The 6,034-nt window shown below is 48.3% G+C and carries 5 protein-coding genes; all 5 read right to left on the reverse strand.

Going from position 1 to position 6,034, the window contains the following annotated elements:
* On the reverse strand, positions 1 to 645 hold a 645-nt coding region (locus tag OEM52_13290), incomplete at its 3' end, for a hypothetical protein (GenBank protein MDK9701110.1).
* A 210-nt stretch (positions 646 to 855) separates the two neighbouring features.
* Complete coding sequence (locus tag OEM52_13295) at positions 856 to 2,079, reverse strand: ABC transporter permease subunit (GenBank protein MDK9701111.1); 1,224 nt, start codon at positions 2,077 to 2,079, stop codon at positions 856 to 858.
* Between the two features lie 8 nt (positions 2,080 to 2,087).
* On the reverse strand, positions 2,088 to 2,822 hold the full coding sequence (locus OEM52_13300; GenBank protein ID MDK9701112.1) for an ABC transporter ATP-binding protein: 735 nt from the start codon (positions 2,820 to 2,822) through the stop codon (positions 2,088 to 2,090).
* Between the two features lie 96 nt (positions 2,823 to 2,918).
* Entirely contained in the window at positions 2,919 to 3,680 is a 762-nt protein-coding gene (locus OEM52_13305; GenBank protein MDK9701113.1) for a GNAT family N-acetyltransferase, read from the reverse strand.
* Positions 3,681 to 3,704: 24 nt separating this feature from the next.
* Positions 3,705 to 6,034 (reverse strand): efflux RND transporter permease subunit (locus tag OEM52_13310; GenBank protein ID MDK9701114.1); only part of this gene is annotated, 2,330 nt, incomplete at its 5' end.

The raw sequence follows: 6,034 nt of genomic DNA on the forward strand, positions 1-6,034 counted from the left end.
GTTTGAGGAGCCGCCATTTGGACCTTGGATCCCCACGGTCGAACTATTCGCGAAGGAACCAATAGTATGGTAGAGAAACTCGATAACACCAGTTGGATAGAGTCTGACTTGGAAGGTGTTCCGACTCATAGGAACAGTTGCTTGCGGAACTTGGTACCATTCGACAATGAATCGCTCATTCGCTTGATCGTAATAATACCAAACCGAACCGCCATTCGGCAGCGATAAATCGTCCCACAACGGATAGATACACGGTTGTGTGTGCGTAGTGTAGGGGAGTTGGGAATTCTCAAAAAACGTCGAATACAAACCAAATCCGACAAAACCATTAGAACAGATCGTTAATGAATCGGCATAGACCGTTCCATAATAATTCATCGAAAAACCCTGCAGCGGAACCGCAATGGTTTCATCGTCCCGGATTAGATTCGTGTTTATGCCGGGACCGCCAGCCGGAGCGGCGATTTCTACCCATTCGAAGCGCGGTCCAGTCGCTTCATTCTGATTATCGACATAGCGATAACCATAGCCATCGGGACCACCTTGGCGGTCGATAGTGGGTGGCATTGTTGGTGTCGCTGGATTGCTCGCAGCCATAACAAGTGTAGCGCAAAGCAAAAGGAAAGCGAGGATAAGCGGTTTCATCGGTGCTCCCAGTCGGGTCCATCGCGGTTGAATTCTTTACTACGTAAGGTACTCACGAGAAAAGGGGGATACCAGTAAAAAGCGTTGCTTGTGAGAAAAAGATGTATCTCCCGGAGAAACAATGGGAGAACGAATGTCCTCCCATTTGATAGCATGAAAATTTAAGTTTCTCACGCGATTGGCACCCTTGTCACTCGAAGAATCGTGTCGTCAAATACGGAAGAGCACGGATTCCTTGTTGAAAGTCGTCACGCATATGCGAATAGCGATGATTGCTAAAACAACTGTCGAACCCGCGGCACAGAGTAAATACAACGGTTCATTGATACCTGAGAAGGCATCTTTGATCAGAAGCGATACATTCAATACAGGAATGAGGGACATCAATAACGTCGTCTTCATTCCGGGTAACGTCGAGGCGATGGCTGGTAAAATTACAACGATCATGAGCGGTTGGATGTAGCTCTGTGCTTCCTTGTAACTTTTCGCATTCAAAGCAATTGCGAGCAGTAGCGAAGCGAAAATCGCACTCAGCGGAATCATTAACACCAGCACTGTTATAATCATCGTCGCATCAATGTGGATATTCAATTTCGATTGAACTTCCATCGGAATCGTCATCAACATACCACTGGTCGATACACCAATCGAGATAATGGTTAAGACTGATGTAACCAAACTGGCGACCATCACTGTCATGAATTTTCCCAACGCCAATTCACTGCGACCGGCAGGGGAAAGCAAAAGTGTTTCCAAAGTGCCGCGTTCCTTTTCACCAGCAGTCAGATCGATTGCCGGATACATCGCTCCGGTCAACGACAACAAGATCAACATGTACGGGAGCCACATCCCAAACAGTTTTCCACCCAATTCAGATAGCGTACTGACATCATTCTTATAGATGACAAACGGTTTCATAATCGAGGCGGGTAATCCAGCTTTCACAACGGCGGTTTCGATGTATTGGTCGCGGGTCCCTTGCAACGCTTCGATAACACGTTTCACTGCAAAACTCGCTTCATCCTTGGTCCCAAGGTAATACAGGTGAACCGAATCGACCGGTAACTCGCCTTTTTGCCAAAGGTCAGGTGTCCAATTTGCCGGGATCGCAGTGACTACACCAGCGGCATCGTCCCGCAACATTTTCATGGCAACACTGGTGTCGGCAATACCTTCCACCAAACGAATCTTTTCAGCTTTACGTAAAGCATCGGCAAGGGCGGGTGACCGTTCACCGCCAACTAACACAACGATTGTGTCAGCCTTTTGCATTTTCTTGATTTGCTTCACTGAAATGTACCCAATCACCCCGATTAATACCGGAAACAAGAGCAACGGGATGACAATCATGGAAATGATTGTTCGCCGGTCGCGTACGATGTCGAGCAACTCTTTGCGAAATACGGTATTGACATTTTTCCAACGGATTCCCACGGCTCCTCCTACTCCCCAATCAGCTTTAAGAACAAACCTTGCAACTCCGATGTGCCGGTATGAGCGCGTAAGTCAGAAATCGTACCGTCAGCGACCAATCTACCCTTGTGGATGACAACAATACGATCACACAACGCTTCCGCTTCCTCCATTCGATGGGTAGAGAACAAGACCGAGCGTCCGGACGATTTGGTGTTGCGCACATAGTCGACGATGGAACGAGCGCCAAGTACGTCAAGCCCGGCGGTTGGTTCGTCCAGTACTAGTAAACGGGGCCGGTGCATAGCGGTTCGCGCAATGTTCACCCGCTGCTTTTGTCCGGTCGACAGTTTGTCGCATTTCCGGTCGATAAATTCGCTCAGAGCAAATTCGTGAATCAATTCCGGTAGCCGCTGTTCGATCGCCGGGGTTTCCATTCCGTGCAATTTCGCGAAATACTTCAACACTTCGCGGCCGGTTAAGCGCGGATAGAGACCGGTGGAACTCGTCATAAAACCGAGTTGCGCGCGCACTTGTTCCGGTTGGTTCACCACATCGAAGCCGGCAACCGTTACCGTTCCCGACGTCGGTTTCAACATTGTCGCAATGACCCGCAGGGTGGTTGTTTTCCCGGCGCCGTTGACTCCCAGCAGTCCGACGATTTCCCCCTCAGCTACCGAAAAGGTGATGTTCTGGACAGCGACGACTTCCCCCTTTTTATCGGGGTAGACCTTCGAGAGTTGATTGATTTGCACTACAGCCATGTTTATTTCCCATCCGTGAACAATGGTTCTCGAAAAACATCTTCGATTGGTTCATTTTCACAGACAATTTATTTCGTTGAATCGACAGTTACAAGCTTATTTAAGTCGCTCGACACTTTTTAACTTCGACTCAAAGTCTTTCGGAAGGAGGTAATGGTAGCTCAGGAGTCGTCCTTGGTATGCGATGCCAAAAACGCCAAACGGGGATGGGGACTGCTCCTGCACTTCTTTACTGCTCTTTAGTTCGGTAGAATAAAAGGGAATGTTCGATATAGAAGCATACTCCTGCACGAAGTTAGCAGCGTCCTCGATGTAAGGACATTGGTCGGTGCGGTAAACCGTAAATCCCTTCTGATTAGGAGACGTTTGTTGGAGTGCAGCCTTGGAAAATCTCGGCAACTCAGCTTTCCGGAACTGCAATACCATGAGTGAAAACGCGGGCGGCGCTTCGGCAACACATTGAAATCCTGCACTGAGCAGCGGTTTGCGACTCATCAACCAATTGCCTTCGCTTGAAATCATCGCAACGCCGCGCAGTTTTTCTTTTCGCGCATCGGCAATACAGTGTTCGAGTAATTGCTTGGAAAATCCCTTTCCCTTACTCTTCCCTACAACCCACAAGCAATGGATAAACATGTACCCTTCGGCATGAACGCCGCGCCATGCTTGCTCACCGGGGATGTATTCGATAAAACCGCGCTCAGGCAGTTCCAACAATTTTATGCGCATGCCTTCGGTAAACCGTTCATGCAACCATGCGAGTTTCTTTTGATAGCCCGGACACTTTTTCTTGCTCATGTAGCAAAAGAAACCGTGTTTACAAACATTCGATTCGTTTACATCGATGATGTTTGCCATGTCGCGCTCCCTAAGCAGCCTGCATTACTCGATAGATTCCAACTGTTCGGCCGCTGGTTTCTTCAAATGCTGTTCAAAGATAGTATACAGTACTGGCACGAAGAAAAGCGTTAATACTGTGGAAACTGTAAGACCGCCAATAACTGCTAACGCGAGCGGCGCTTGGGTCGATTCGCCGCCGATGCTTAACGCCATTGGCATTAGACCAAATACTGTTACAATCGAAGTCATTAAAATCGGTTTCAGTCGGGTGACACTCGCTTTTTCCACGGCTGCGTACAATTCAACTCCACTGCGGCGAAGCCGGTTTGTGTAATCCACCAACAGAATTCCATTACTCACAACGATACCAACCATTACGATGATCCCTTGGAAAGAGGTTACCGATAAGGTTGTATTGGTCAGGAATAGTGTCCAAAGCACGCCGACAATGCCGAGTGGTACGGTAAACATAATCACAAAAGGATCGAGCAATGACTGGAATTGCGAAGACATAACGACATATACCAACAATATCGCCAAGGCAAATGCAAGCAAGAGATCCTTAAATGTTTGTTGCTGCTGCTCGACATTTCCACCCAATTTCACTTCAAAACCTGCCGGAACCTGTAACGTGTCGAGTCGAGCGCGGATATCGTTTGCAACACTGCCGAGATCGCGCCCGGAAACATTTGCAGTCACTTCCACCAAGCGTTGTTGGTTCTTGCGGTCGATTTGCACCGGAGAATTCGTCCGTTCGATCACCGCGACGTTTCTTAGTAGTACCGTTTTCCCGTCGGGGGTATTCAATGCGACATTTCCTAAATCATCCAATTGTGAACGGTAACTCTCATTTAGACGCACAAGAATATTGTATTGGTTTCCGGTAACGGGATCGGAGTATAACGATGCGACGGTACCATTAATACAAGTGTTTATCGTATTGGCAATTTGCCCTGCGCTTATACCAAGTATTCCCGCTTTTTCACGATCAATCCGCACCCGCAATTCCGGGAGATTTTCTTCACGGCTAACCTGAACATCGGTGGCACCAAGGGTTTCCCGGACAATTCCCGCTATCACTTGCGCCAACTTTGAACCGGTTTCCAAATCGTACCCAATTATTTCAACAACGATGGGAGCTGATGAACCAAAGTTCATCAGGAACTTTAGGAGACCACTCTGGTTTATTGTCACCAACGCACCGGGTATCCGGTTTACTTTTGGTCGAACCTCTTTGATTATCTGGAAGACGTCACGGTCACGGTCATGTATCGGCTTTAATGCCACCCGGATATTCGCAGCGTGGGACCCGGAGTTTCTTCCACCAAAACCACCTCCTCGCGCCGAAGGGACGCCGACTTCGGATGTCATCGTTTCCGCTTCCGGGACTTCCTTCCGGAGAATTTCTTCTACTTGTCGCGTGGCTTTGTCCGTCTCTTCGACACCTGTTCCCACCGGCAATTTGATGTTGACATTAAACTGCCCTTCGTCCTGATCCGGGAAAAACTCTGTTCCAATAAACTGAAAGAGTCCAGCGGAAACCAACCCCAGCCCAACGATAGAGATTACAACGAATCGACGGTGCGACAACGCCCACCGCAAGCGTTTCGAGTACCAACCGTCCAGCGATTCGATAAAGTCGTGCGACAAAACTTGTAGTCTACTCCATATCCGCTTCGATTCACGATCCAGTTTCGTTTCCGGTGGCAAGTACTTCAAGCACAACAAAGGTGTTACCGTCCGAGAGACGAGGAACGAGCCAAATAGCGCGATCGCAATCGTGAGCGTTAGAGGTACAAATAAGAGTTTAGCAATACCGGTCAAAAAGACGATTGGTAGAAAAACGATGACCGTGCTTAACGTCGAGACAAAAATGGGAGATGCGACTTCCTTCGCGGCCTCCAACGTTTTCTGCAATCGCGATTTATCCGGATCGCGCTCGTTGTAGTGTCGGGAGATTACTTCCAATTCGACAATTGAGTCGTCAACCAACCTCCCGATTACAAGGGCAAGTCCGCCGAAAGTCATAATGTTTAAGGTCAATGAAGAGAATCGGAAGAAAATAAACGTGAAGAAAATCGACAACGGAATTGCTACGATGATAATCATAGTGCCGCGGACGTTGCGCAAGAAAAAGAGAATCACTGCCATCGCGAGTAGTGCACCTAACAGCGCTTCCCGCTGCAACCCGGCGATTGTTTGGCGAATATAAACCGATTGATCGAAAGAAATGGAGAGTTGGATCGTTTCCGGAACGCCCTGTAACTTGGGAATAGCTTTAACGATCCGGTCGACAACATCGATTGTATTCGCTTTGGCGAGTTTTTGTACAGATAACGTTAGTCCCGGTTTACCGTTTATACGGACTAACT

Source organism: bacterium, from assembly GCA_030247525.1.
In the GTDB taxonomy this organism is placed as follows: Bacteria; Electryoneota; JAOADG01; order JAOADG01; family JAOADG01; genus JAOTSC01.